This is a genomic window from Mesorhizobium sp. P2_A8, from assembly GCF_056404935.1.
The window spans coordinates 333,120-356,192 of the sequence record NZ_JBFUDB010000002.1; the positions used below are offsets into that span (position 1 = coordinate 333,120).

Below are 23,073 nucleotides of genomic sequence, written 5' to 3' on the forward strand. Positions count from 1 at the left end.
AGGAGTTGCCATGCTCTGGAGAGGCCGTCGTCAGAGTGACAATATCGAGGACGACCGCAGCGACAGCGGCGGCGGTCTCGGCGGCGGCAGCCCCGGCCAGTTCCGCATCCCGATCGGCGGCCGTGCCGGCGGCGGCGGCAGCATCTTTCTGGTCATCCTGGTTGTTCTCGCCGGATGGTATTTCGGCTTCGATCCGTCGACGATCCTCGGCGGTGGCGATGGCGGACTGCTGCCGGGCGGCGGCGGCCAGATCACCGACGACAGCGGCGGCCAGGACAGCGGCGCGGGTGCGCCCGCCAATGACGAGATGAAGCAGTTCGTCGCCACCGTGCTGGCCGAGACCGAAGACACCTGGACTGGCATCTTCAAGTCTCAGGGGTTGACCTACGAGGACCCGAAGCTGGTTCTGTTCAGCGGCCAGATCCGCTCGGCTTGCGGCTCGGCCTCGTCGTCGGCCGGGCCCTTCTATTGTCCCGGCGACCACAAGGTCTATCTCGACATGACCTTCTTCCAGCAACTGGACCAGCAGTTCGGCGCCTCGGGTGAATTCGCCCGCGCCTATGTGATCGCGCATGAGGTCGGCCACCACGTCCAGAACCTGACCGGCATCATGTCCAAGTTCAACCAGATGCGGCAAGGCATGAGCGAAGCCGATGCCAACCAGCTGTCGGTCCGCATCGAACTCCAGGCCGACTGCTTCGCCGGGGTGTGGGCGCATTACACGGGGCAGAAAGGCATACTGGAGCAAGGCGATTTCGAAAGCGCGCTGAATGCCGCCAAGCAGATCGGCGACGACACGCTGCAGAAGAAGATGCAGGGCTATGTCGTGCCGGAAAGCTTCAACCATGGCACGTCGCAGCAGCGCCAGACCTGGCTGACGCGTGGCTACAAGAGCGGCAAGCTTTCGGACTGCAACACGCTGAGCGGCCCAATCTGAGAGACTGTTTCTCGAGGCTGATCTGACGGCGAAGGCACCGTCAGGGGATGTCAGGATGAAGAACTTCGGCCTGTTCCCTCATTGTTCCTTGCGGCGGGCTCGCCTATAAGGTGCGTCCGCCTGCGCCCCAGGGCGAGCAGAGGAGCTTGACCCTTCATGATCGACCCCAAAACCGCCAGACGGGGCCTTGCGCTCGTCTTCACCACGCTGCTGCTCGACATCATCGGCTTCGGCATGATCATGCCGGTGCTGCCGGCCTATCTTAGGGAGTTGACCGGCGTCAGCATCAGCGGCGCGGCGATCGAGGGTGGTTGGCTGTTCTTCGTCTATGCGGCGATGCAGTTCTTTTTCGCGCCCATCATGGGCGGCTTGAGCGACCGGTTCGGACGGCGGCCGATCCTGCTCGCCTCGGTGCTGACCTTTTCCATCGACAATCTGATCTGCGCCGTCGCCTGGTCTTATCCCATGCTGTTCATCGGCCGCGTGCTGGCCGGCATTTCGGGTGCCAGCTATTCGACGACATCCGCCTTCATCGCCGACATCTCGAATGATGAGAACCGGGCGAAGAATTTCGGACTGCTCGGCATCGCCTTTGGCGTCGGTTTCGTCATCGGACCGGTTCTGGGCGGGCTGCTCGGCACGTTCGGGCCGCGCGTGCCGTTCTATTTCGCTGCCGGGCTGGCTTTCGTGAACTTCCTGATCGCGCTGTTCCTGTTGCCGGAAACGCTCGATGACAAGCACCGCCGCCGCTTCGACTGGAAACGCGCGAACCCGGTCGGGACGCTTCTGCAGATGCGCCAGTACAAAGGCATCGGCTGGGTCGGGCTTGTCTTCTTTCTGATGACGCTCGGGCACATGATGTATCCGGCGGTGTGGTCGTTCGTCTCCAATTACCGCTATGGCTGGAGCGAGCAGCAGATCGGCTTCTCGCTTGGCGCCTTCGGTCTGTGCGGCGCGATCGTCATGGCGACGGTGCTGCCGCGCGTCATTCCCATGCTTGGCGAGTGGAAGACGGCGGTCATCGGCCTTGCCTTCACGGCGCTCAGCGCGTTCGGTTACGCCTTCGCGTCGCAAGGCTGGATGATCTATGCGGTGATCGTCGTCGGCTGTCTGGAAGCGCTGGCCGATCCGCCGCTGAGGAGCCTCGCCGCCGCCAAGGTGCCGCCTTCGGCGCAAGGCGAACTGCAAGGTGCGATGACCTCGATCTTCTCGATCACCTCGATCATCACGCCGCTGCTCTATACGGCGATCTTTTCCTGGTTCACGGGGCCGAATGCGCCTGTGACCTTCGGCGGCGCGCCCTATCTGGTTGGCGCGTTTTTCCTGACGCTGGCGCTCATCGTCTTCGTCACCAAAGTGGCCAGACCGGCGCCGCTCAGAAACGTCACTGCCGGCGTCGCGGAAGATGGAGCGCAGATATGAGCCACGATAGCCGCATTGCCCTGACCGAGGACGGGCTATCGCTGTCGCGGCTGGTTTTCGGCGCCTGGCGCCTGCTCGACAGCGCCGTCAGCCCGGATGCCGAAGCGGTGGCCCGGCTGATCGGCACCGCCGTCGATCTTGGCGTGACCAGCTTCGACCATGCCGACATCTATGGAAACTACGAGGTCGAGGCGGCCTTCGGTGCCGGGCTGGCGCGCTGGAAAGGCAAGCGCGAAGACATCGAGCTGATCTCGAAATGTGACATCATGCTGGCGTCGGACAACCGGCCTCAGAACCGGTTGAAGCACTACGACACCAGTGCCGCCCATATCGCGGCCTCGGTCGACCGCTCGCTCGCCAATCTCGGCACCGATTATCTCGACCTGTTGCTGCTGCACCGGCCGGATCCGCTGATGGATGCCGACGACACGGCGGCGGCATTGGCCGGGCTGGTCAAATCCGGCAAGGTGAGGGCGGTCGGCGTCTCCAATTTTACGCCGTCGCAGTTCGATCTCCTGGCCTCGCGGCTGCCCTTCGCGCTCGCCACCAATCAGATCGAAATGTCGGTGCTGAAGACGTCGCCGCTGACCGATGGCAGCCTCGATCACGCACAGCGGCTTTCCTATGCGCCGATGATCTGGTCACCGCTCGGCGGCGGCTCGCTGTTCACCGGCAAGGAAGGGCGAGAAGCGCGGGTGCGTGCAGCGCTTGCGGCTGTAGCCGCCGAGATCGGTGCCGGCGACCTCGCCGCCGTCGCCATCGCCTGGCTGCTGCGCCATCCGGCGCAGTTGGTGCCGGTGCTGGGCACGATGAAGCCGCAGCGGCTGGCCGCCATGGTCAACGCGCTGGAGATCAGCCTCGACCGCCAGCAATGGTTCGCCATCCTGGAAGCCAGCGAAGGCCGGCCGGTGGCGTAGACCTTCCGAAGGCGCGACGTGATTGTGACATGTCCCTTGGGGCAGAGGTTTGCGCTGCCGCTCATTGCCGGGATTTCTCCCCGTAGAACGGGGGAGAAAGAAGCCGCGCCGTGGCTTTCGCCAGTTTTCGACGTTGCAAGAAAGTGCCAAGGTTGCGGCCAGCCCCTTCTCCCCGTTGAAGGGGAGAAGATGACGGCAACCAGACGAGGGGCAGCGCTAACGGCTCGAGTTAAGCCCGCTCGGCCAGCAATTCTTCGCCGCGCTTTTCGCGGATAAGATTGACGAAGCGGCGGAACAGATAGTGCGAATCCTGTGGGCCCGGCGAGGCTTCGGGGTGATGCTGGACCGAGAACACCGGCCGGCCGGTCAGCGTGATGCCGCAGTTGGAACCGTCGAACAGCGAGACATGGGTTTCCTCGACGCCGGCGGGCAGCGAGTCGGCATCGACCGCAAAGCCGTGGTTCATCGAGACGATCTCGACCTTGCCGGTGGTGTGGTCCTTGACCGGATGGTTGGCGCCGTGATGGCCCTGATGCATCTTGGCGGTCTTGCCGCCCAGCGCCAGCGCCAGCATCTGGTGGCCAAGGCAGATGCCGAACACCGGGATGTCGGTCTTCAGCAGGTCCTGGATCACCGGCACGGCATAGTCGCCGGTGGCTTCCGGATCGCCGGGGCCGTTAGAGAGGAAGATGCCGTCGGGCTGCATGGCAAGGATTTCTTCAGCGCCCGTGTTGGCCGGCACCACGGTGACCTTGGCGCCGAGGCCGGCGAGCAGGCGCAGGATGTTGCGCTTGACGCCGTAGTCGATGGCAACGACATGCATCGAGGGCTCCGCCTGTTCGCCAAAACCTTCGTTCCAGACCCATGGCGTCTCGCGCCAGACCGATGACTGGCCTGAGGTGACCTCCTTGGCGAGATCGAGCCCGATCAGGCCCGACCATGCGGCGGCGCGCTGCTTCAGATCGTCGAGGTCGAAGACGCCGTCGGGTGCGTGCGCGATGACGGCGTTGGGCATGCCCTTTTCGCGGATCAGCGCGGTCAGCGCGCGGGTGTCGATGCCCGACAGGGCGACGATACCGCGCTTCTTCAGCCACTGGTCGAGACCGGTGCCGGCACGGTAGTTCGACGGGTTGGTGACCTCGGCCTTGAACACGGCACCGACGGCGCCGGCGCGGGCAACCGGATTGAGGTCCTCGATGTCCTCGTCATTGGTGCCGATGTTGCCGATATGCGGGAAGGTGAAGGTGACGATCTGGCCGGCATAGGACGGGTCGGTAAGGATCTCCTGGTAGCCGGTCAGCGCGGTGTTGAAGCAGACCTCGGCGACGGCGGAGCCGGTGGCGCCCAGGCCGCGACCCTCAATGACGGTGCCGTCGGCCAGCACCAGAAGGGCAGTCGGCTTTTCGGTTGCCCAGGGGGCGGTCATCTCGGCCATGCGGCACTCCTATGAGGCTGCGCGCTTCAACCGGCCCGGCGGGCCATCTGCGCAGCAAACGGCGCAAAGCGGCGATTTCGCAGCTTTCACGCACTCAGGCTTCAGTTCATGCAAGGCCCAGTACATAGGGGAAGGGGACAGAGCGGTCAATGATCATGCGAAATCGAGATCCGAATTATTTCGTCAAGCAATATCAGTAGCTTGCCTGACAATATCAGAGTTTGCCTTGGCCTGCTCGCGGCGCTATTGTCCGCGCCGATCGAAGGAGAAAGCACCATGCGTGGCAAAATCGCCGAATCCCTGAAGAGTGCGATGAAGGCGCAGGACAAGCACCGGCTGCCGACGCTGCGGCTGATCCAGGCGGCCATCCACGACCGCGACATCGCCAATCGCGGTTCCGCCAAGGAGCCGGCCAGCGATGAGGAGATCCTGCAGATCCTGGCCAAGATGGTGAAGCAGCGCGAGGAATCGGCCAAGGCGTTCGACGACGGCAAAAGGCCGGAACTGGCCGCGCAGGAGCGTGGCGAGATGGAGATAATCCGCGCTTTCCTGCCAATGCAGCTGGACGATGCCGCGGTGACCGCGGCGGCGCGCGAGGCGATCGTGGCGACGGGTGCGGCCAGCCAGAAGGACATGGGCAAGGTGATCGCCGCACTGAAGCAGAAATATGCCGGCCAGATGGATTTCGGCAAGGCGAGCGGCATCGTCAAGGGCCTGTTGCAGTAAGGGTCCCCGCAAAGGCGCACGGAAGTCCTGAACTCTTTCCATGAAACAGGTAGCTGACGTCGCGGCGGCACGCGACCTCGCGCATTGATCGGATTTTTTCGCCGAGCACAGCTCCCGCCTCCCGATTGCGCGAGCCGCCGAGGAACGCCCATTCACTACCTTGCATAAACAGGTAGCGTGTTATATACACCTCTGGAAACCGAGATCTGCCATGACCGACTCGATCCAGGTGCAGTTGCGAAAAGGCGCGCTTGATCTGTGCGTCCTGGCCGTGCTGTCGCGGGGCGAAAGCTATGGCTATGAAATCGCCAGCACGCTGGTCGCCGCGGTCAGCATGGGGGAAGGCACGATCTATCCCCTGATGCGGCGGATGCAGAATGACGGCCTGGTCGCGACCCGCATCGTCGAGTCGAGCAGCGGGCCGCCGCGCAAATATTACCGGCTCACGCCGCTGGGTCAGAAGGCTTTCGAAGCTCATAGCCGTGACTGGCGCTCGTTCGCGGGCGCGGTCGATAAACTTCTCGAGGATTTGCCATGACCAGGGATGCCTTCTTGCGCACGCTGAGAGTGGGGCTCGCCGGCCTGCCGCCTCAGGAGATCGAGGATATTGTTGGCGACTACAGCGCTCATTTCGCCGATGCCTCGGGCCGCAGCGAAGCTGAGGTCGCTTCTGCCTTGGGTGATCCGGCCAGGCTTGCCCGCGAGTTGCAGGCCGAGGCCGGGCTGCGCCGCTTCGAAGCCCACTGGAGCGTGTCGAACATGTTGGCGGCGACGCTCGCCCTGGCCGGTCTTGCCTTCGTCGACATCGTCTTCCTGCTGCCGCTGCTCATCATCGCGGCCGTCCTTGCGCTCGGCCTTGGCATCACGCTCGTCGCCATCGGTGCGCTCGGCGTCAAGATCATTCTCACCGCACTGGTGTTCTCCAGCGGCGGGACGCTCACAGCTACGCTGGGTCGCCTGCTCATCGGCGCCGGACTGGTCAGCAGCCTGCTCGGTGGCGGCGCCTTGCTGTTACTAGGCTCGAGTGCGGGCATACGGGTCCTCGGGCGCTATGCGCGGCTGCATTCCCGTCTCACTCAATCGGACCGCAACCGCGTTTGAGCGTTGTTTGTCATTACGTTGAAGGAAACCGACAATGACTGGAAAATTGGCATTCGTCGCCACTGCCGGACTGATCGGCGCCGTCGTCTTTCTGGCTCTGGGCATTGGCCTTTCCGGACCGGATTGGGTCCATGCCGGGGGGGCGTGGATTGGCGGGCAATCCACCTGCGGAGCGGCCACATCCACCAGAAAAGAGATCACATTGCCCTTCAGCGCCGGCGACAGTCTGACGATCGAGTTGCCGGCTTCGGTTCACTACCAGCCGGGGGACAAGGCCGAGGCCGTCGTAACCGGCGACCCAGCGCTGCTCGACCATGTGCGGATGGAAGGCAGCAGGCTCAGTCTGGACTGCGAGCCGGGCTGGTTCGCGCCCCGGTTCGATGTCAACCTGTCGGGGCCGCCGATTTCAGACTGGAAGGTGCTCGGCAGCGGCGACGTTACCTTGTCGCAGATCAATCAGCCTGAACTGCGCTTGAGCATCCGCGGCAGCGGCAGCGTCGCTGCCACCGGAACCGCCCAGACGGTCGGTCTGGAGATTTCCGGGTCGGGCTCGGGGCGGCTCAAAAACCTGATTGCCCAATCCGCACAGATCGAGATTCGTGGCAGCGGCGATGCGCAGATAACCGCGCAAGCGGATGCGGACGTTTCGATTTCCGGCAGCGGTGACGTAGAGCTGTATGGGCACCCGACCATGCGGCGTTCGGAGGTAAGGGGCAGCGGCAGAATCACGCAGGTGCCGTAGCCCGGCTGCCTGCAGTCGTCGGTTTGCGCCCTTGGCTAGCTGGTTGGCTGGTGACCCTACCGGGCCGTTTCCGCGGCTCGAGCGCACGGCGCAACGCTGGCGCCTCCTGCTGGATATGATCCCACGGCAAGGCCTGGCGGGCCTGTTCGCGGCGGTTCGCGATGCGGACCTTCGCCGTACGGTGGCGCTAATCTCCCGGCCGACGCTGGTGATCGCCGGCCAGCATGACACTGTGACGGCTGCCGGCCACAGCGAGCTGATCACGGCGACGGTGCCTGGCGCGAAGCTGGTTGTCCTGCCCGCTGTTCACTTGTCCAATGTCGAATACCATGCCGATTTCATGCAGGCCGTGCTCGATTTTCTGCGGTGAACGGGCGCGCGAAACCACCAGTGAAGTTCGCAGCCTCTTCGGGTGCGGGACTTCAAGACCCCCTGCAAATTGGCAGCGGCTGCGATGGCGGTGCCGGATGATCCTTTTTGTATTGAGCAATCATCGGCTCGAGGGTTTTTCGCGGCCAGAATTTTGGAGCGCCGATTTCTTTCAAACAGGACGCGTTCCAGTAGGGTCTACCGCCCGACTGCGAACGGTTGGCCGCCACTGCGGCGATATCGCGTGATTCAGGGTAGATGTAGAGCGTCGTCGGGTTGTCCTTCACCATTGAGATGATCTGCTGCGCGTCCGCCGGCGACCAGCTGGTGCAGCCATTGCTGCGGCCGCCGGCGTAATCCACCAGCTTGCCAAACGGCACGTAACCGTCATGGTCGGCGTATGAGCTGTTCGGGCTTTTGCGCAGGCACATGCCGCGCAGCACCTGCGCTGCGTGGCCGCCGATCACACGCTGCCTGGCGTTGGCGGCTTCACCTTCGCCGTCAAACTGTATGAAGGTGCGCAGGAAAGCCGCGTCTTGTTTCGCGCCGGTGCGATAGAAGCCCTTGAACGACGTTTTCGACTCACGGGTCATATAGGCCCCGCCGGCAGTGAGTTCCGAATCCATGGCATTGCCGAAGTTCTTCGAGCACCGCCTGCCATTTGAAAAATCGACAGTGCCTTTCAGATTCCGGCCGCCGCCGTGACCCGATGAGATCGCGCGGAACGACTGGCTGGCTTCGCAGATGACATAATACCGGCGCCCGGGCACGCCATTGCCCAGATCGCCGGGACGTGTGGCATCCATGGCGAAGTAACAAGGGTTCTCGACGGCACCTTGCGCTACTTTTTTCAGGTAAAGCGCCCGCGCCCGCTCCAGGACAATCTTTGAGATTTGCCCGTCGCCGTCGCCGACATGGGCCTGCAGCCAGGCGGGAACATCCGCTGGCTGCAGCGCGGCAAACGACCGCGCCGATACCGTCAAGGCGACGACGACGAGGAGGAGGCTGGCGACGACACCCAGAGGGACAGATCTCAATCGCATCGGATCACTTCTCCCGCCAAAGCCATCTTGCGAATCATCGCGGTGTTGTCACCGGAAGCAATCATAAATCGCCTCGCGCCAATCGGCGAAACACATCTTGTTTAGCGCCCTCGCAAGGAAGCTTGCACGTTACGAAATATGCAGCATGGCAGCCGGGGGTGACATTGGCGATCGCCTGGCTGGGCAGGGCGGTGGCGTTGATTCTGCCGCCGGACAGGGTTCACTTGTGTCGGACACAGGCGATTTTCGATCCGCGGGGATTGCGCTATCATTTTGATTCTGGCGCGGCCCACTCCTCCTCCCTCCGCCGGGGAAGCATTATGCATGCGGGGTCATCCGATCACTGAACCGACTGTTCGAGCACCAGGCATAAGGAGGGGTTGCGAAAACTGCTCGCACCAGGAGGTTTTGCGATGAAGCTGTCCGCACCCATCTACCATCTGAAGCGTCAAGCCAGGCTGTTGTCGCGCGAGGGCGGGATTGCGCTGCACGAAGCGCTTGACCGTGTTGCGGCACGGGAAGGTTTCGCCAGCTGGAGCCTGCTTGCGGCCAAGGCAGCCGAGGCGGCGGGGCCCGCCGGCAGACTGTTTGCGCAACTGGAGCCCGGCGACCTGGTTCTGGTCGGCGCACGACCGGGCCACGGCAAGACGCTGATGAGCCTCGAACTCGCGATCGAAGCCATGAAGTCCGGCAATCGCGGCGTGTTCTTCACACTGGAGTATACGGAAAGGGATGTGCTCGACCGGTTTCGCGCCATCGGGGCGGAGCCGGCGCAGTTCAACGACCGGTTCGTGTTCGACAATTCCGATGCCATCAGCGCCGACCACATCGTCAAGACGATGGGCCAGGCGCCACGCGGTACGCTGGTGGTCATCGACTATCTGCAGCTGCTCGATCAGAGGCGGGAAAATCCCGACCTGATGGCGCAGGTTCGGACACTGAAAGACTTTGCCCGAGAGAAGGGATTGATCCTCGTCTTCATCTCGCAGATCGATCGGTCATACGATCCGGCGACCAAGCCGGTTCCCGATCTCAGCGATGTGCGGTTGCCGAACCCGCTGGATCTGTCGCTCTTCAACAAGACCTGCTTCTTGAACAAGGGCGAAATCCGGTTCCAGGCGTCGAGTTGACGATCCGGCCGCCGCTGCTGCCTTCATTGGGCGGCAGCCGTCAGGTTCAGCAGGTGCGCAATCGGCGTCGGATTGTGCTGTGCGCGCAGCGTGTCGGCCGACTGACGAACGACTTCGGAAATCCGCAGCAGCTGTTTGGCGATCGGGCTGGTCTTGCGCCAGACCATGCCGATCGTCCGCGACGGCTGGGGACTCCTGAAGCGTGCGATGGAGACCGATGCAGAGCGTGTCTCCACCGGCACGGCCATTTCCGGGATCAAGGTAACGCCGATGCCGGCGCTGACCATCTGGACCAGGGTCGACAGCGAACTGCCGTCCAGCAACTCGCGTGGCCGTGTCGAATGCATGTTGCAGAAGGACAGTGCCTGGTCGCGGAAACAATGACCCTCTTCCAGCAGAAGCAGCCGCATTTCACGCAGCATCTCGCGATTGGGCACCGGCTTTCCCTCGTCTTCGCCGGGCCGGACCAGCACGAAGTTCTCGGCAAACAACACGATTTCCGTCAGCGACGGTTCGGACACCGGCAAGGCAACGATGGCGGCGTCCAGCCGACCGTCCGCCAGTTCCTGGATCAGCTTCTGCGTCTGCGTCTCGCGCACATGGATATCGAGGCCATCATGCATGCTTGAGAGGTTGCCAATGATGGTCGGCAGGAGGTAGGGCGCGATCGTCGGGATGACGCCAATGCGCAGCCGACCGACCAACCTGTCGCGCGAAGAGCGTGCGAGGTCGGCGAGTTCGTCCACCGAACGCAGGATGTCGCGGACGCGCAAGGCAAATTCTTCGCCGAAATTGGTCAGCCGAACCTGCCGCGGACCTCTTTCGAAAAGCTCCGTGCCCAGCGTTTCCTCCAACTCCCTGATCTGCACCGAGATGGCGGGCTGGGAGATCGCGCAGGCGTCCGCCGCGCGTCCGAAGTGGTTGTGCCGCGCCAGCGCCTCGAAATAGCGCAGCTGCTTCAATGTCAGATTTGTCATAATGTGATCTTATCGCTGCAATCAGGAAATCCAACTTAAATTAATCGCGCAGCTTTGCTATAGGATCTGCAAGGGAGATGAGGAGCAGCCGGGACGGCTTCGTCCAGGGTCCCCCAGCAACAGGACATCCAAGATATTCGGTCGCGTATCGGGCATATGGTCATTGCGCCAGCTATGAAACGGACCGCTTCCAGGGACATCCATTGTCCTTGTTCACGCAGCAGTTGAAAACAGCTCAACACAGCCACGATCGGAGAAAAACATGGACGCACAAACTGACGATCCCAGCACGGGCAAATGCCCGGTCGTGCACACCGCCGTTGGCAGGGTCAACCGCGACTGGTGGCCGAATCAGCTCAATGTCCAGATTCTCCATCAGCAGTCGCCGCTGTCCGATCCGATGGGTGAGGCCTTCGACTACGCCGAGGAATTCAAGAGTCTCGACCTCGACGCTGTGATCAAGGACCTGCATGCGCTGATGACGGACTCGCAGGAGTGGTGGCCGGCCGACTTCGGCCATTACGGGCCGCTGTTCATCCGCATGGCCTGGCACAGCGCCGGCACCTATCGCATCGCCGACGGCCGTGGCGGCGCCGGGGCCGGCCAGCAGCGCTTCGCGCCGCTGAACAGCTGGCCGGACAACGTCAACCTCGACAAGGCCCGGCGGCTGTTGTGGCCGATCAAGCAGAAATACGGCCGCAAGATTTCCTGGGCCGACCTTCTGATCCTGACGGGCAACGTCGCGCTGGAATCGATGGGCTTCAAGACCTTCGGTTTTGCCGGCGGCCGCGCCGACGTATGGGAGCCCGAGGAAGACATTTATTGGGGTCCGGAAGGCAAGTGGCTGGCCGACGAGCGCTACAGCGGCGACCGCGATCTCCAGGATCCGCTCGGCGCGGTGCAGATGGGCCTGATCTATGTCAACCCGGAAGGGCCGAACGGCAAGCCCGATCCGCTCGCCTCGGCGCGTGACATTCGCGACACCTTCGCGCGCATGGCCATGAACGACGAGGAGACCGTCGCGCTCATCGCCGGCGGCCACACCTTCGGCAAGACCCATGGTGCGGGCGATGCGACGCTGGTGGGCGTGGAGCCGGAAGGCGCCGACATCGAGCAGCAAGGCCTCGGCTGGGCGAGCAAGTTCGGCACCGGCAAGGGTGGCGACGCCATCGGCAGCGGCCTGGAAGTGACCTGGACGACGACGCCGACCAAGTGGAGCAACGACTTCTTCGACAATCTGTTCGGCTTCGATTGGGAATTGACCAAGAGCCCGGCCGGCGCCCACCAGTGGACGCCGAAGGGTGGTGCCGGCGCCGGCACAGTGCCCGATGCGCACAATTCGGCCAAGCGCCACGCGCCCTCGATGCTGACCAGCGATCTCGCCCTGCGGTTCGATCCCTCCTACGAGACGATCTCGCGGCGGTTCCACGAGAATCCGGATCAGTTCGCCGACGCGTTCGCACGCGCCTGGTACAAGCTGACGCACCGCGACATGGGCCCTCTCGTGCGCTATCTCGGTCCGTTGGTTCCAAAGGAGGAACTGCCCTGGCAGGACGTCATTCCGGCAGTCGATCATGTGCTGATCGACGAAGAGGACGCTGCGGCGCTGAAGGCCAGGATCCTGGCGTCGGGCCTGTCGGTGTCGCAGCTGGTCTCGGCGGCGTGGGCGTCGGCCTCGACCTTCCGTGGCTCCGACAAGCGCGGCGGTGCCAATGGCGCGCGCATTCGCCTTGCGCCGCAGAAGGACTGGGCCGTCAACCAGCCGGCTGAACTCGCCAAGGTGCTCGACAAGCTCGAAGCGATCGGCAAGGAGTTCAATGCTTCGCAGACCGGCAGCAAGAAGGTCTCGCTTGCCGACCTGATCGTTCTCGGCGGCGGAGCGGCCATCGAGAAGGCCGCCGGGCACGGTGTGACGGTTCCCTTCACGCCGGGACGCATGGATGCCTCGCAGGAGCAGACGGACATCCACTCCTTCGCGCCGCTGGAACCGACCGTTGACGGCTTCCGTAACTATGTCAGCGGCAAGCAGCGGCTGACCGTCGAGGAGGCGCTGGTCGACCGCGCGCAGTTGCTGACGCTGACGGCGCCGGAGATGACGGTTCTCGTCGGTGGCCTGCGCGTTCTCGGGGCCAATGCCGGGCAGTCCAAGCACGGCGTCTTCACCATGCAGCCGGAAACGCTGAGCAACGATTTCTTCGTCAACCTGCTCGACATGGGCACGGAGTGGAAGGCCGCCTCGGACGCCAAGGACGTGTTCGAAGGCCGCGACCGCAAGACCGGTGAAGTCAAGTGGACCGGCACCCGCGCCGACCTCATCTTCGGCTCGCACTCGCAGCTGCGCGCGCTGGCCGAAGTCTATGCGACGGCGGACGCCAAGGCGAAATTCACCAGGGATTTCGTGGCGGCTTGGGCCAAGGTGATGAACGCCGACCGTTTCGACATCGCCTGAGCCCACATAACGACAGTCCGGCACGGCCTGGAAATGGCTGGGCCGGAGCGTCGGTTCCTCCCAAGGGCAAAAGACCAGGGCCGCGTTTCCAGCGATGGGAACGCGGCCTTGTCGCAAGAGACCGCGCCTTGGTGGACCGTGTCCTCCCGGGCAATGCTGCTATTTATCGGCGTAACTTCTCCGCCGGTGCAACATGGTCGAAATCGTCAAACCCGCGCTTGAACATTTGCCGTCCTACAAGGCGGCGCTCGAACGTGGGTGGTCGCCGGACAATGTGCGGCTCGAGCAAGCGACTCGCGAGCAGCTTGCCGCGATCGAAAGGGATCCGGTGGCTTTTCTCGCCGACCTCGATGATCCCCAGGCCAAGGGCGGCCCGATCACCTTGCCCGACGGCAGAAAGGTGCCGCGCCTGCCGGGGTTCCGCCGCTGGATCTGGGATGGCGAGGCATCCGGTTCGATCGGCTTCCGCTGGCAGCAGGGTACGGCAGCGCTGCCGCCGCACGTGCTCGGCCATATCGGCTATGCGGTGGTACCGTGGAAGCGGCGACGCGGCTACGCCACCGAGGCGCTGCGGCTGATGCTGGGCGAGGCGAGGGCAGTCGGCCTGCCCTATGTCGAGATCACCGCCAAGCCGGGCAATCCGGCCTCGCACAAGGTGATCCTTGCCAATGGCGGCAAGCTCGTCGAGCGCTTCTTCGAGGATGCAGCCTATGGTGGGGTGGAAAGCCTGCGGTTCCGGATCGAGTTGTAGCCCGACCCGTCCTCACCCGTGCTCGTCGGCGCACAGCGCGTGGTCGGACAGGGCGCGGATGACGTAGCAGTCGCCGACCGTCTTGCCGTCGCAGCAGGAGGCGATGCGTTCGAGTTCGGACTCCAGCCGCTTGAGCTGGGCAATCTTCTCCCGGACGGATATCAGTTGCTCGCCGGCGATCCGATCGGCGTGGCCGCAAGGCTGTTCGGGATGACCGCTCAATTCGATCAGCGAGCGGATGTCTTCGACGGCGAAGCCGAGGTCGCGGGCGTGGCGGATGAAGGCCAGCCGCTCCAGCTCCTGCCTGCCATAGCGGCGCTGGTTGCCTTCCGAACGCTCGGGTGCGGCAACCAGGCCCATCTGCTCGTAGTAGCGGATGGTTGGCACCTTGACCCCGGTGCTGCGCGAAAGATCACCGATCGAAAACATGAATTTTGCCTCTTGAAGCTCTAGTGACTAGAGCAATTACAGTGCCTGGCATCAGGGTTCAAGGCCCATGCGGCGGCACGCCGCGCGGGCAAGGCAGACAGGTGATGCGATGACGGCGCCCCTCAAGCAGGCAAGTATCAGGCAGACACGGTTCAGGATCGGCGGCATGGACTGCGCCTCCTGCGCGGCCAAGATCGATACGGCGGTGCGCCGCCTCGACGGTGTCGCCGATGTCTCGGTTTCGGTGACCGGCGCCAGCATGACGGTCAGTCACGGCGGCGCACTGCCGGAAGACAAGGTGCTGCAGCAGGTGGCGCGGCTCGGCTACGGCATCGTCAGGGCGGAGGCGCGCACAGTGCCGGTGTCGGGCAAGGCGCGCGCTGATCACGGCCACGATGACCATGAAGGCCATGACCATGAAGGCCGTGATCACGAGGGCCACGATCATGCGAGCCACAACCATGACGCTGGCAAGCAACCGGCCAGGCCGACAGCCGAAGCCGCCCATCTCCACGGCGATGCCCAGCCGGGGCAGCCGTGGTGGCGCACCCGACGCGCTATGCTGACGCTGGCTTGTGCCGCGGCACTTGTTGCCGCCTACGGCATCGGCCATCTGTTTCCGGCGGCCGAACGCTGGGTTTTCCTGGCCGCGCTGCTGGTCGGCCTGGTGCCGATCGCCCGACGCGCGTTGATGGCCGCGCTGGCCGGTACGCCGTTCTCGATCGAGATGCTGATGACCATCGCCGCCGCCGGCGCCGTGATGATCGGCGCCACAGAGGAAGCCGCCGCCGTGGTGGTGCTGTTCCTGATCGGAGAACTCCTGGAAGGCGTCGCCGCCGGCCGCGCGCGGGCCAGCATCCAGGGTCTTGCCGACCTGGTGCCGAAGACGGCACTTGTCGAGCGGGCCGGCGGCACGGCCGAAGTTCCAGCCGAAAACCTTGCGGTCGGCGACGTGATCGTGGTGCGGCCGGGTGATCGCATCCCGGCCGATGGCGAGATCGTCGAGGGGTCGAGTGATATCGATGAGGCGCCGGTGACCGGCGAGAGCACGCCGAGGCGCAAGGGGATCGCGGAAACTGTCTTCGCCGGCACGATCAGCACCGACGGCGTGCTCAAGGTGCGGGTGACGGCTGCCGCGTCGGACAACACCATAGCCCGCGTTGTGCGGCTGGTGGAGGCGGCGCAGGAGGCCAAGGCGCCGACCGAGCGCTTCATCGACCGCTTCTCGCGCATCTATACGCCTGCCGTGCTGGCGGTCGGCGCGCTGGTGGCGCTGCTGCCGCCGCTGCTTATCGGCGGCGACTGGAGCGAATGGATCTACAAGGGCCTGGCGATCCTGTTGATAGGCTGCCCCTGCGCGCTGGTCATCTCGACCCCGGCGGCGATCGCCGCGGGCCTGGCGACCGGCGCGCGGCGCGGCCTGTTGATGAAGGGCGGTGCTGTGCTGGAAGGCTTTCGCCAGATCACCGCGATCGCTTTCGACAAGACCGGCACGCTGACCACCGGCAAACCGGTGGTCACCGACATCGTGGCGTATGGGCGCGACGAACGCACCGTGCTGGCGCTGGCGGCAGCACTCGAGCAGGTCTCCAGCCATCCGCTGGCAATGGCGATCCTCGGCAGAGCCAAGGCCCACCGGGCGCCGGTGCCGCCTGCCTTGGCCGCCAAGGCAATCTCAGGCAAGGGCGTCGAGGGCAGCGTCGGCGGCGTCGCGGTCTTCCTCGGCTCCGGCTCGGCAGCGGCGGAACGGGCCGTGATGACCGAGGCGCAGCGCGTTGCCGTTGACAGCCTCAACGGCCAGGGCAAGACTGTCTCGGTGCTGGTGGCCGATGGCGTGGTGGCGGGGCTGATCGCCATGCGTGATGAGCCGAGGCCGGATGCGGCGGCCGGCATTGCGGCGCTCAAGGCCGAGGGCATCCGCACGGTGATGCTGACCGGCGACAACCGCCGCACCGCCGAAGCCATTGCCGCTTCGCTCGGCATCGAGGCGCGGGCAGAGCTCTTGCCTGAGGACAAGCAGCGCATCGTCGGAGAGCTGCAGCGCGAGGGGCTGAAGGTGGCCAAGGTCGGCGATGGCATCAACGATGCACCGGCGCTGGCCGCAGCCGATATCGGCATCGCCATGGGTGGCGGCACCGATGTGGCGCTGGAAACGGCGAATGCTGCGATCCTGCATGGCCGGGTCATGGATGTCGCGCGCATGGTGCGGCTGTCGCGCGCGGTGATGGCCAACATCGGCCAGAACATCACCGTGGCGCTGGGGCTGAAGGCGGTGTTCCTGGTCACCACCATTGCCGGCATCACCGGCCTGTGGCCGGCGATCCTGGCCGACACCGGTGCCACCGTGCTGGTCACCGCCAACGCCATGCGCCTGCTGCGCTGGCGCGGATGAGCGCCTTTGCCGCGTGCTCTACTCGGCTGGGGCCGTCAGCGGCGGCGTGGCGTCGCTGCGTCCCTCCCAGACATAAGAAGCGAGCGCCACCGCGACGGCGACCAGCATGGCGATGGCGCCAAGCAACGGCAGGCTGCGGTAGCCATAGCCGCCATTCAGCATGGCCGCGCCCAGCGATGCTGCAAGCGCGATGCCGACATTGAAGCCGGATGGAATGAGCGAGGAGGCGAGGTTGGACGCATCCGCGGTCCAGGCCAGGATGCGGGTCTGGATCGGCGTGCCGATGGCAAAGTTGAGACCGCCCCAGATGACGATCGCGACAACCATCGGCACGGGATAGGGGCTGACGGCATAGATCACCGCCAGCGTTACTGCCTGCAGGGCCAGCATTGTGATCAGTGACGGCATCAGCTTCCAGTCGGAGAGCTTGCCGCCGAGGAAGACGCCGAGCGTGGCGCCGACGCCGTTCAGCAGCAGCACCCACGGCACCAGGCCTTCATCAAGACCTGTGATTTCGAGCAGTGTCGGCGTGATGTAGGTGAACAGGCCGAACTGGCCGATCATCAGCATCAGCATGAGGATCAGCGAGGTCCAGACCTGCTGGCGCGCCAGCACGCGAACCTCGCGCGCCAGGCCGGCGGGCTTGGTCGACGACCCGGTGGTGCGCGGCAAAAGGGCCGCCATGGCAAGCGTTGCCACCACGCCCAGCGCGCACATCACCCAGAAGGTCGCGCGCCAGCCCCAGATGTTGCCGATCGCGGTGCCGGCCGGCACACCGATGACATTGGAAACGGTGAGGCCGGACAGGATCACCGCAACCGCCATGCCGCGCTGGTCCTCGCGCACGAGGCCAACGGCGACCACCATGGCGACGCCGAAATAGGCGCCATGCGCTATCGCCACGGCAATGCGCAGAAGCAGCATCGAGGTGAAGTCGGGCGCCAGCGCACAGGCCGCCTGGCCGATGGTGAAGGCGACGGCGAGCCCGAGCAGCAAGGTCTTGCGCGACAGCGCCTTGGTGGCGAGCGCCAGCAGCGGCCCGCCGATGGCGATGCCGCAGGCGTAGCCGGAAACGAGATAGCCAGCGGAGGGAACCGAAACGCCAAGCCCTTCGGCCACTTGCGGCAGCACGCCGGCGATGACGAATTCGGTGGTGCCGAAAGCGAAGGCGGCAATGAACAGGGCGATGAGCGGAAGCGACATGGGGAAGGCCCTAGCTGGAACGGCCTCAAACCACGGATGGGCGTCGCGGGCAATCCAGAAATTGTGGACGCCGGTTTAGGTTTTCTTGATCGAACTCTCGCGTTACCGAGTCGCGCCCCGGGGTGGCTAAGCCGGGGCCTTGCGTCCGTATGGTATCTTGAGCCACGCCCGCTCGTGGAAATAATAGAGCAGCGATTTGGTGAAGACCTCGGTCAGGCCAATGGCTGCAGCGAGCTTGATGCTTCCGGTCACGACCAGCGAGATGATCATCGTGTCGATGGTGCCGGTCACGCGCCAGGAAAGCGCCTTGGCGAAACTGCGCGAATGGGTGTCCATCGATTTCCTCCGAAAGGTTGGGCCAGCCGACCCATATCCCGACTGGTGGAAACAGAGCAAAGGTATTTTGCCGCCGAGACGAGGACGGTGAAGGCGTCGCAAAAATCAGCTCGCCTTCAACCTCGACCCGGTGAGCAGGCCACGCTCTTCGAGCACGGGATAGGCCATCGACGCCAGCAGCGAGTTGATCTGCTTCAGGTCGCGGATGGTGTCGAGGTGGATCGAGCTGGTCTCGACGCTCTTGGCGGTGCCGTCGCGCAGCCGTACGAAATGGCTGGCGCTGGTTTCCTTCTCGCGGTCGCGCAGCCGGTCCTTTTCCAACACCAGCTGGCGGGCGGTCTCGGGATCACGCGATACCAGCACGTTGAAGGCAAGCCGCGCATTGGCGAGTACCGAGCCATGGAAAGCGGACAATTCGCTCCAGCCCTCGTCGGTGAATTCCAGCCCGCGCTCGAACTTCTTCTTCACATGCACCAGCATATTGCGCACGATGATGTCGCCGACCTGCTCCAGCTTGACGCACGCGCCGATCAGTTCCTGGCAGCGCAGGGCCTCATCCTCGGTCAGCGGATTCCTGGTAAGCTTGGCCAGATAGAGCTTGATCGCTGCGTGCTTGCGGTCGACGCGGTCGTCAAGGGCTGCCAGTGCCTTGATCTTGTCGGCGTCGGCGCTCTCATAGAGCTCGATGATGCGCTTGAGCATGATCTCGACCGTCTCGCAGACCCGCACCACTTCGCGCGTGGCGTTGGCCAATGCCTGGCTCGGCACGTCGAGCGCGCTTTCGTTGAGCGCTGAAAGCTCGACGACGTCGAGCGTGGCGGCCGGCACGGCCTTGGTGCCAAGTGCCACGATCTTCTCCGAGGCGCGGTAGACGAACCCGGCCAGCGGCAGGCCGGCGAGCAGGATCAGCACATTGAACAGGATGTGGGCGTTGACGATCTGGTCCGCCGCCGTCGCGCCGAGGAAGGCGACCTGCGGCCTGAAGGTCATGAACAGCACCAGCATGACCAGCGAGCCAAGTCCGCGCATCAAGAGGTTGCCGATCGGCACGACGCGCACGGCAGGCCCGGCCGAACGGGTCAGCATCGGCGCGATGATGGAAGAGCCCAGATTGACGCCGAGGATGAGAACGACGCCGAGTTCCGGACTGATCACGCCACGGCCGGCCAGCGTCGCCATGAGGAGAACCGCCGCGATGCTCGACTGGAACAGCCAGGTGATCAGCGCCGCCAGCAGATAGGCGGTGATGGAATCGCTGGAGAAGTAGTTGATGATCACCGGCATGAGCTGGCTGTTGCGCAGCGGCTCCGATGCCTGGCCGATCATTTCAAGCGACAGGATCAGCAGGCCGATGCCGACCAGGATGCGGCCGGACTGGCGCCAGTCGCGCCGCTCGGTGGCCATGAACATCACCGTGCCGGTGATCAGGCAGAGCGGCACCAGCAGGGTGAGATCGAAGGTCAGCAGCTTGACCACCAGCGCCGAGCCGATCTCGGCGCCGCGCACGGCAAGCTGGCCGGCGGCGCCTGAGACGATGCCGGAGCCGGCGAAGGAACCGACCAGCAGCGTGACGGCGGTGGAGCTCTGCAGGGCGATGGCGAGGCCGGTGCCGGCCAGCACCGCCATGATCGGATTGCGCATGGTGGCGCGCAATTTGTGGCGCAGCACATCGCCATAGGCGCGTTCGACGCCGGTCTTCACCATGCGTGTGGCAAATAGCATCAGCGCCACGGCGCCGGCCAGATGCAGAAGGACGACGGAACCGCTCATTTCACCGCCCATGTGCGGACGGGGCCCGCAACGCGGACGGCGCGGCGATCGGGGGCAAAAGCGAAGTTGCGAATCATATTCATGGCAGTGACCGACAATAACCCGACTATTTTAGCCGGATAATAAAATCTTGTCGATTTCGAGGGGCCGTTGCCGCGCGACAGGCGGTGTCGGAAAATGGACGGACACGCAAATGGTTGCTGTGGCACGGCGGCTGCTGCCTTTGCGATGATGTTCAATTTTCTGGGGTAAATGGAGGAATTCATTACACAATTGTAATGCAGGCGTTCAGTTTCGGTTCATCGGTGGGTGGCTATGCCTCGGACATCGACAACCAAGGAGACCTCCCATGAAACGCATTGTCCTTTCCGCCCTCGCTTTCTCGATGCTGGCCGCCACGTCGCTCACCGGCCAGGCCGCACCGATGAATGCACCGAACGCTCCGCAGTCGAACTACAGCCAGGTCGACTGGCAGAAGCCCGGCCACCAAGATGTGAAGAAGCGCGTCTTCAAGAAGAAGGTCGTCGTGAAGCGGAACAACTGGCGCAATGGCCAGAAATATTCCAGCTGGAAGCGTCACCAGCCGATCCGCGACTATGGCCGCTATGGCCTGCATCGCCCCGGCCGCGGCCAGGAATGGATCCGCGTCGGCAATGACTATGTGCTGGTCGGCGTCCTCTCCGGCGTCATCTTCGGCGCGCTTGCCGCGCAGTAGACCTGGCGGAGCCGGCACAAGGCTGGAACTTGAAAGGAGGCGGCCCGCAAAGGCCGCCTTTCTTTTTGCCCTGTGGAAACCGGGTATGGCCCGCATTAGGGGTCGTCGGACTTCGCAGGCATGATTATATGGAGGCGAAACGAGTTTCCCGATGCGCTTTCCGCCCGCCTTCCTCGACGAGATCCGCGACCGCGTGCCGATTTCATCGGTCATCGGCCAGCGCGTCGCGTGGGACAGGAAGAAGACCAATGCGCCGCGCGGCGACTACTGGGCCTGCTGCCCGTTCCATGGCGAGAAGAGCCCGTCCTTCCACTGCGAGGACAAGAAGGGCCGCTATCATTGTTTCGGCTGCTCGGTGTCGGGCGATCATTTCAAGTTCCTGACCGAACTCGACGGCATGAGCTTTCCCGAGGCGGTCGAGAAGATCGCCGACATGGCCGGCGTGCCGATGCCGGTTCGCGATGCGCAGGAGGAACGGCGCGAGAAGGAACGCGCCAGCCTGACCGATGTCATGGAGATGGCGACCGCCTTCTTCCAGGAGCGGCTGCAGGGACCGGAAGGCGCGAAAGCCCGCGCCTATCTGCGCGACCGTGGGCTGACACCGGCGACGCAGCAATCGTTCCGGCTTGGCTTTGCGCCCGACAGCCGCAATGCGCTCAAGGAGCATCTCGCCGCCAGGGGTGTTCCCAAGGCCGATATCGAGGCCTGCGGACTGGTGCGCCACGGCGACGACATCCCGGTCTCTTATGACTGGTTCCGCGACCGCATCATGTTTCCGATCCCGGATTCGCGCGGCAAGATCATTGCCTTTGGCGGACGCGCGCTGGCGCCCGATGCGCTGGCCAAATACATGAACTCGCCCGATACGGAGCTCTTCCACAAGGGCAATGTGCTCTACAATTTCGCCCGCGCGCGCAAGGCGCTGGCCAAGGGCGGCACCGTGATTGCCGTCGAAGGCTATATGGACGTGATCGCGCTGGCGCAGGCCGGCTTCGAGAACGTCGTGGCGCCGCTCGGCACGGCACTCACAGAAAACCAGCTCGAACTGCTGTGGCGCATGGCGCCGGAGCCGATGTTGTGTTTCGACGGCGACAAGGCCGGGCTTAAGGCGGCGTGGCGCGCCGCCGACATGGCGCTGCCCTCGGTGCAGGCCGGGCGCTCGGCACGCTTCGCGCTGCTGCCGGAAGGCAAGGACCCCGACGACCTGGTCAAGGCCGAAGGGCCGGATGCGTTCCGCATCGTACTGGCCGAGGCGCGGCCGCTGGCGGATCTTCTGTGGATGCGCGAGACCGCGGGCGGCGTCTTCGATACGCCGGAGCGGCGGGCGGAGTTGGAGAAGACGCTGCGCGAGCTGACCAGCCGCATTCGCGACGAAAGCCTGCGCTACCACTATCAACAGGAGATGCGCGAGCGCGTGCTGAGCTTCTTCGGCAACCAGCGCAGTGCGCGCCAAGGTCGGCAAGATGGGGGCAGGCCAGGCGAGCGCGGCCAGGGCAAGGCCGCGCCCGGCGGACAGTTCGCCAAGGCTGGTGGCGGCCGCATCGCGATCACCGAAAGCCTTGGCCAATCGGCACTGGTCAAGCGCGGCAACGAGGGAATGTCGATGCGCGAGGCGACGATCATCGTCGCGCTGGTCAACCATCCGGCGCTGATCGACGAGAATTTCGCTCATATCGAGTTTCTCGATCTCGCCAACTCCGATCTGAGGCGGCTGCACGGCGCCATCCTCGATGCGATGGCGCATGACATGGCCAATGACCGCCAGGCCGTTATCTCCACCATCGAGCGCGCCGGCTGCGCCGAGATCTGGGAGCGGGCGGTCGGACTGATCCGGCGGGCGCGGCAATGGCCGGCGCTGGAGACCGCCGCGCTCGAGGATGCCCGCGACGCTTTCAGCCAGGCACTGCACTTGCAGCGCAGCGCGCGCACCTTACATAAGGAGCTGAAACAGGCGGAAGCGGCGCTCGCCACCGATCCCACAGACGAAAACTACCGGCACCTGATCGAAATTCAGGCGCAATTCCAGGATGTACAAGCGACGGAAGCGCTGATCGAAGGATTCGGCGTGTCCTCGGGCAGGGCCGGGCGGGCTTAGAGCATGATCCCGAAAAGTGGGAACCGGTTTTCGGACAAGGTCATGCTTCCACCAAAAGCATGATCCCGAAAAGTGGGACCGGTTTTCGGACAAGGTCGTGGCTTCCACCACATGAAGACAGAGCCCTTGCCGGC

Annotated in this window: 20 protein-coding genes and 1 pseudogene; 14 read left to right on the forward strand and 7 right to left on the reverse strand. The window is 64.3% G+C overall.

What is annotated here, in order from left to right:
* Nucleotides 1-10 precede the first annotated feature (10 nt).
* The 3 genes from ypfJ (at nucleotide 11) to AC1D10_RS08255 (ending at nucleotide 3,276) form a co-directional block, all read left to right on the forward strand.
* Complete coding sequence (gene ypfJ, locus AC1D10_RS08245; RefSeq protein ID WP_477270452.1) at nucleotides 11-937, forward strand: KPN_02809 family neutral zinc metallopeptidase; 927 nt, start codon at nucleotides 11-13, stop codon at nucleotides 935-937.
* 156 nt (nucleotides 938-1,093) lie between these two features.
* Nucleotides 1,094-2,359, forward strand: coding sequence for a TCR/Tet family MFS transporter (locus tag AC1D10_RS08250; RefSeq protein ID WP_477270454.1), 1,266 nt, complete (start codon nucleotides 1,094-1,096; stop codon nucleotides 2,357-2,359).
* Nucleotides 2,356-3,276, forward strand: a complete 921-nt coding sequence (locus tag AC1D10_RS08255) for an aldo/keto reductase (RefSeq protein ID WP_477270456.1) — start codon at nucleotides 2,356-2,358, stop codon at nucleotides 3,274-3,276. Before AC1D10_RS08250 ends, AC1D10_RS08255 begins: the two co-directional genes overlap by 4 nt.
* Nucleotides 3,277-3,505: 229 nt before the next feature.
* Here AC1D10_RS08255 and carA read toward each other — a convergent pair whose 3' ends face one another.
* The gene (gene carA, locus AC1D10_RS08260) at nucleotides 3,506-4,711 is read right to left on the reverse strand and encodes a glutamine-hydrolyzing carbamoyl-phosphate synthase small subunit (protein WP_477270458.1); all 1,206 of its coding nucleotides are present in this window, start codon (nucleotides 4,709-4,711) and stop codon (nucleotides 3,506-3,508) included.
* Nucleotides 4,712-4,987: 276 nt separating this feature from the next.
* Between carA and AC1D10_RS08265 the strand changes: the two genes are divergently transcribed.
* The 5 genes and pseudogenes from AC1D10_RS08265 to AC1D10_RS08285 form a co-directional block, all read left to right on the forward strand.
* Complete coding sequence (locus AC1D10_RS08265; protein ID WP_477270460.1) at nucleotides 4,988-5,437, forward strand: GatB/YqeY domain-containing protein; 450 nt, start codon at nucleotides 4,988-4,990, stop codon at nucleotides 5,435-5,437.
* Between the two features lie 211 nt (nucleotides 5,438-5,648).
* Nucleotides 5,649-5,975: a PadR family transcriptional regulator gene (locus AC1D10_RS08270; RefSeq protein WP_477270462.1), complete on the forward strand. Its 327-nt coding sequence runs from the start codon at nucleotides 5,649-5,651 to the stop codon at nucleotides 5,973-5,975.
* The gene (locus tag AC1D10_RS08275) at nucleotides 5,972-6,538 is read left to right on the forward strand and encodes a DUF1700 domain-containing protein (RefSeq protein WP_477270464.1); all 567 of its coding nucleotides are present in this window, start codon (nucleotides 5,972-5,974) and stop codon (nucleotides 6,536-6,538) included. The genes AC1D10_RS08270 and AC1D10_RS08275 overlap by 4 nt, the downstream gene beginning before the upstream one ends.
* Nucleotides 6,539-6,572: 34 nt before the next feature.
* Nucleotides 6,573-7,280 carry a GIN domain-containing protein gene (locus AC1D10_RS08280; protein ID WP_477270466.1) on the forward strand — a complete coding sequence of 236 codons (708 nt, stop codon included), beginning with the start codon at nucleotides 6,573-6,575 and terminating at the stop codon, nucleotides 7,278-7,280.
* 115 nt (nucleotides 7,281-7,395) lie between these two features.
* Nucleotides 7,396-7,650 (forward strand): annotated as a pseudogene (locus tag AC1D10_RS08285) (3-oxoadipate enol-lactonase); the annotation flags it as partial.
* 52 nt (nucleotides 7,651-7,702) lie between these two features.
* Here the strand turns inward: AC1D10_RS08285 and AC1D10_RS08290 are convergent.
* Entirely contained in the window at nucleotides 7,703-8,692 is a 990-nt protein-coding gene (locus tag AC1D10_RS08290) for a hypothetical protein (RefSeq protein ID WP_477270468.1), read from the reverse strand.
* Between the two features lie 413 nt (nucleotides 8,693-9,105).
* Here AC1D10_RS08290 and AC1D10_RS08295 point away from each other — a divergent pair, with 413 nt between their 5' ends.
* Nucleotides 9,106-9,822 (forward strand): DNA helicase, encoded by a 717-nt coding sequence (locus AC1D10_RS08295; protein ID WP_477270470.1) that lies wholly within the window; start codon nucleotides 9,106-9,108, stop codon nucleotides 9,820-9,822.
* 23 nt (nucleotides 9,823-9,845) lie between these two features.
* Here the strand turns inward: AC1D10_RS08295 and AC1D10_RS08300 are convergent, their stop codons facing one another.
* Entirely contained in the window at nucleotides 9,846-10,799 is a 954-nt protein-coding gene (locus AC1D10_RS08300; protein ID WP_477270472.1) for a hydrogen peroxide-inducible genes activator, read from the reverse strand.
* 262 nt (nucleotides 10,800-11,061) lie between these two features.
* On the opposite strand from AC1D10_RS08300, the gene katG reads away from it, so the two are divergent.
* Both katG and AC1D10_RS08310 read left to right on the forward strand, forming a co-directional pair.
* Entirely contained in the window at nucleotides 11,062-13,248 is a 2,187-nt protein-coding gene (gene katG, locus AC1D10_RS08305; protein ID WP_477270474.1) for a catalase/peroxidase HPI, read from the forward strand.
* Between the two features lie 193 nt (nucleotides 13,249-13,441).
* Nucleotides 13,442-13,999: a GNAT family N-acetyltransferase gene (locus AC1D10_RS08310; RefSeq protein ID WP_477270476.1), complete on the forward strand. Its 558-nt coding sequence runs from the start codon at nucleotides 13,442-13,444 to the stop codon at nucleotides 13,997-13,999.
* Between the two features lie 12 nt (nucleotides 14,000-14,011).
* On the opposite strand, the gene AC1D10_RS08315 is transcribed toward AC1D10_RS08310, so the two are convergent.
* On the reverse strand, nucleotides 14,012-14,428 hold the full coding sequence (locus AC1D10_RS08315; protein ID WP_477270478.1) for a MerR family transcriptional regulator: 417 nt from the start codon (nucleotides 14,426-14,428) through the stop codon (nucleotides 14,012-14,014).
* Between the two features lie 109 nt (nucleotides 14,429-14,537).
* Between AC1D10_RS08315 and AC1D10_RS08320 the strand changes: the two genes are divergently transcribed.
* Nucleotides 14,538-16,820 (forward strand): heavy metal translocating P-type ATPase, encoded by a 2,283-nt coding sequence (locus tag AC1D10_RS08320; RefSeq protein WP_477270480.1) that lies wholly within the window; start codon nucleotides 14,538-14,540, stop codon nucleotides 16,818-16,820.
* 18 nt (nucleotides 16,821-16,838) lie between these two features.
* Here AC1D10_RS08320 and AC1D10_RS08325 read toward each other — a convergent pair whose 3' ends face one another.
* From AC1D10_RS08325 to AC1D10_RS08335, 3 genes are all read right to left on the reverse strand, one after another.
* Complete coding sequence (locus AC1D10_RS08325) at nucleotides 16,839-18,023, reverse strand: MFS transporter (RefSeq protein WP_477270482.1); 1,185 nt, start codon at nucleotides 18,021-18,023, stop codon at nucleotides 16,839-16,841.
* Nucleotides 18,024-18,149: 126 nt separating this feature from the next.
* Nucleotides 18,150-18,359 carry a DUF2061 domain-containing protein gene (locus AC1D10_RS08330; protein WP_477270484.1) on the reverse strand — a complete coding sequence of 70 codons (210 nt, stop codon included), beginning with the start codon at nucleotides 18,357-18,359 and terminating at the stop codon, nucleotides 18,150-18,152.
* Nucleotides 18,360-18,464: 105 nt separating this feature from the next.
* Nucleotides 18,465-20,129 carry a Na/Pi cotransporter family protein gene (locus AC1D10_RS08335; RefSeq protein ID WP_477270486.1) on the reverse strand — a complete coding sequence of 555 codons (1,665 nt, stop codon included), beginning with the start codon at nucleotides 20,127-20,129 and terminating at the stop codon, nucleotides 18,465-18,467.
* A gap of 349 nt (nucleotides 20,130-20,478) precedes the next feature.
* Between AC1D10_RS08335 and AC1D10_RS08340 the strand changes: the two genes are divergently transcribed.
* Together AC1D10_RS08340 and dnaG are read left to right on the forward strand one after the other, a co-directional pair.
* The gene (locus tag AC1D10_RS08340; protein WP_477270488.1) at nucleotides 20,479-20,844 is read left to right on the forward strand and encodes an RcnB family protein; all 366 of its coding nucleotides are present in this window, start codon (nucleotides 20,479-20,481) and stop codon (nucleotides 20,842-20,844) included.
* Nucleotides 20,845-20,995: 151 nt separating this feature from the next.
* Nucleotides 20,996-22,939 carry a DNA primase gene (dnaG, locus tag AC1D10_RS08345; protein WP_477270490.1) on the forward strand — a complete coding sequence of 648 codons (1,944 nt, stop codon included), beginning with the start codon at nucleotides 20,996-20,998 and terminating at the stop codon, nucleotides 22,937-22,939.
* Nucleotides 22,940-23,073: the final 134 nt, after the last annotated feature.

Coding starts and splice junctions, on each gene's coding strand:
- ypfJ (WP_477270452.1), top strand. CDS start 11: ATGCTCTGGAGAGGCCGTCGTCAGAGTGACAATATCGAGGACGACCGC.
- AC1D10_RS08250 (WP_477270454.1), top strand. CDS start 1,094: ATGATCGACCCCAAAACCGCCAGACGGGGCCTTGCGCTCGTCTTCACC.
- AC1D10_RS08255 (WP_477270456.1), top strand. CDS start 2,356: ATGAGCCACGATAGCCGCATTGCCCTGACCGAGGACGGGCTATCGCTG.
- carA (WP_477270458.1), bottom strand. CDS start 4,711: ATGGCCGAGATGACCGCCCCCTGGGCAACCGAAAAGCCGACTGCCCTT.
- AC1D10_RS08265 (WP_477270460.1), top strand. CDS start 4,988: ATGCGTGGCAAAATCGCCGAATCCCTGAAGAGTGCGATGAAGGCGCAG.
- AC1D10_RS08270 (WP_477270462.1), top strand. CDS start 5,649: ATGACCGACTCGATCCAGGTGCAGTTGCGAAAAGGCGCGCTTGATCTG.
- AC1D10_RS08275 (WP_477270464.1), top strand. CDS start 5,972: ATGACCAGGGATGCCTTCTTGCGCACGCTGAGAGTGGGGCTCGCCGGC.
- AC1D10_RS08280 (WP_477270466.1), top strand. CDS start 6,573: ATGACTGGAAAATTGGCATTCGTCGCCACTGCCGGACTGATCGGCGCC.
- AC1D10_RS08290 (WP_477270468.1), bottom strand. CDS start 8,692: ATGCGATTGAGATCTGTCCCTCTGGGTGTCGTCGCCAGCCTCCTCCTC.
- AC1D10_RS08295 (WP_477270470.1), top strand. CDS start 9,106: ATGAAGCTGTCCGCACCCATCTACCATCTGAAGCGTCAAGCCAGGCTG.
- AC1D10_RS08300 (WP_477270472.1), bottom strand. CDS start 10,799: ATGACAAATCTGACATTGAAGCAGCTGCGCTATTTCGAGGCGCTGGCG.
- katG (WP_477270474.1), top strand. CDS start 11,062: ATGGACGCACAAACTGACGATCCCAGCACGGGCAAATGCCCGGTCGTG.
- AC1D10_RS08310 (WP_477270476.1), top strand. CDS start 13,442: ATGGTCGAAATCGTCAAACCCGCGCTTGAACATTTGCCGTCCTACAAG.
- AC1D10_RS08315 (WP_477270478.1), bottom strand. CDS start 14,428: ATGTTTTCGATCGGTGATCTTTCGCGCAGCACCGGGGTCAAGGTGCCA.
- AC1D10_RS08320 (WP_477270480.1), top strand. CDS start 14,538: ATGACGGCGCCCCTCAAGCAGGCAAGTATCAGGCAGACACGGTTCAGG.
- AC1D10_RS08325 (WP_477270482.1), bottom strand. CDS start 18,023: ATGTCGCTTCCGCTCATCGCCCTGTTCATTGCCGCCTTCGCTTTCGGC.
- AC1D10_RS08330 (WP_477270484.1), bottom strand. CDS start 18,359: ATGGACACCCATTCGCGCAGTTTCGCCAAGGCGCTTTCCTGGCGCGTG.
- AC1D10_RS08335 (WP_477270486.1), bottom strand. CDS start 20,129: ATGAGCGGTTCCGTCGTCCTTCTGCATCTGGCCGGCGCCGTGGCGCTG.
- AC1D10_RS08340 (WP_477270488.1), top strand. CDS start 20,479: ATGAAACGCATTGTCCTTTCCGCCCTCGCTTTCTCGATGCTGGCCGCC.
- dnaG (WP_477270490.1), top strand. CDS start 20,996: ATGCGCTTTCCGCCCGCCTTCCTCGACGAGATCCGCGACCGCGTGCCG.